This is a genomic window from Streptomyces beihaiensis (assembly GCF_026274175.1).
In the GTDB taxonomy this organism is placed as follows: Bacteria; Actinomycetota; Actinomycetes; order Streptomycetales; family Streptomycetaceae; genus Streptomyces; species Streptomyces beihaiensis.
Genome location: NZ_JAPHNL010000191.1, coordinates 1 through 1,613 on the forward strand (window position 1 = coordinate 1; position 1,613 = coordinate 1,613).

The window sequence follows — 1,613 nt, forward strand, 5'->3', positions numbered from 1 at the left end:
CTAGCTTGATCTTTAACCTGTGCGGCGGGGCTTCGGGGTGGTCGTCTTCTTTTTTGGTCGTTTTGCTGGCTGGGCTTTCTTGGGCGTGTGCACGTCGTGGCGGGGGGCGGGACGGGTGTTTTTCCGGCCCGGTGGCCGGCCGGGACCGGGGAGTGTGGGTTTCGGCGCTCTGGCCGGGCAGGCGGCCTGTGGGCGGATGTGCCGGAAGTCGCGGCGGACGCGAGCGGGAGTGAGCCTGTCCGGAGAGCTGGGTTTCTCCCAGGGACGGCGCCGGTCGGCTGCGAGTGGGCGGGCCAGACGCAGTTGGGTGTAGGCGGCGAGGATCAGCCAGGTCCAGCGGTCGGCGGCCTCGGGGGTGCGGATTTTCGGGGCGGTCCAGCCGAGGGTCTGTTTGAACAGGCGGAAGGTGTGTTCGATGTCGAAGCGTCGCAGGTAGGCATGCCAGAGACGGTCGGCGTCTGCCTCCGTGGCGTCGGTGCCCGACCACCACAGCCAGACCGGCTTCGGTGTTGCTCCGCTGGGCAGGTGGTCGATGTCCAGGCGGATCACTGTCCCCTCGACGACGGGAAGGGTGCCGTCGGTGACTGCCCAGGAGGAGCGGTGGGTGAGCCTGGGATGCAGCCGGTCCCAGGAGCGGGCTCTGGCGGTGCCGTATAGACGTGTGTCGGAGACGGTCTCGGTGTCCGGTGTGCCCCAGGTGTCGGGCTGGCCGAAGACGAACTCGCTGCCGTGCCGGGGTGGTCGGCCCTGGGTGTGAGGCTGCCGGGGCGGGACGGCCCGCCGCAGGACACGGTCCGAGCGCATCCGGGCCAGCACCTGCACCGGCAGGTCCCTGAGGAGGAACGCAAGACGGGGTGCGTCGTAGCCGGCGTCCGCGATGATGAGGATCTTCGGGTCGCCTTCCTGCCATTGGCCTGCCTGGATCAGCGTCTCGACCAGTTCGCGCAGTTGCCGGGCAGTGACGGTGGCGGTGTCGTCCCCGGGCGCCAGGCGCAATGCGTCCAGCGGAGCGGTCCAGGAGCTGCGGCCCGGCTCGAGTGCGCAGATGATCGAGTACGGCCAGCCGGGAACCGGGATGTGCTGGTCTTTGCCCCGGCCGTAGGTGTGACACAGGATCCGTTGCGGTGAGGTGTGCGCATTGGGACGCAGCCAGCAGGTGATGTCGACGGCCAGGACCAGCCGGCCGTCGACGGCCCGTGGCAGTGGCATCGAGGCCAGGACCTGCCGCAGCCGGTCAGCATCGATCCGGCCGCGGGCGACGGCTGAGTAGAGCCCGCCATGGCCGCGGCGGTGTTCGCCGACCAGTGACAGTTCGGGCAGCGACCTCACCGGTCCGTCACTGCACAGAACGGCATCAGCCAGTTCGAACAACGCATCCGAACGAGCGGTGAGACAGGAGTAGAACTCACCCCGGAAGCATGACAGTTGATCCAAAGCGTCCCGTCGTGTGTCGCGATGCAGCAGACTCATCCCCACGGCCTTCGTTCTGAAGATGTGTGTTCCTTGGTCGGAGCACATGTTCAGGCGAAGGCCGCCTTCACGTACGGCGGATACCAGACCGAGTGATCAAGTTCGACGCAGCATTCGACGTCGGAGGTTAAAGATCAAGCTAG

The 1,613-nt window shown here is 67.4% G+C and carries 1 protein-coding gene; it reads right to left on the minus strand.

Annotation, left to right across the window (positions count from 1 at the left end):
* Positions 1-12 precede the first annotated feature (12 nt).
* Positions 13-1,470 carry an NF041680 family putative transposase gene (locus OFY01_RS16820; protein ID WP_266600722.1) on the minus strand — a complete coding sequence of 486 codons (1,458 nt, stop codon included), beginning with the start codon at positions 1,468-1,470 and terminating at the stop codon, positions 13-15.
* Positions 1,471-1,613: the final 143 nt, after the last annotated feature.

Excerpts from the sequence above, each read along its gene's own strand:
- OFY01_RS16820 (WP_266600722.1), bottom strand. The coding sequence starts at position 1,470 with ATGAGTCTGCTGCATCGCGACACACGACGGGACGCTTTGGATCAACTG.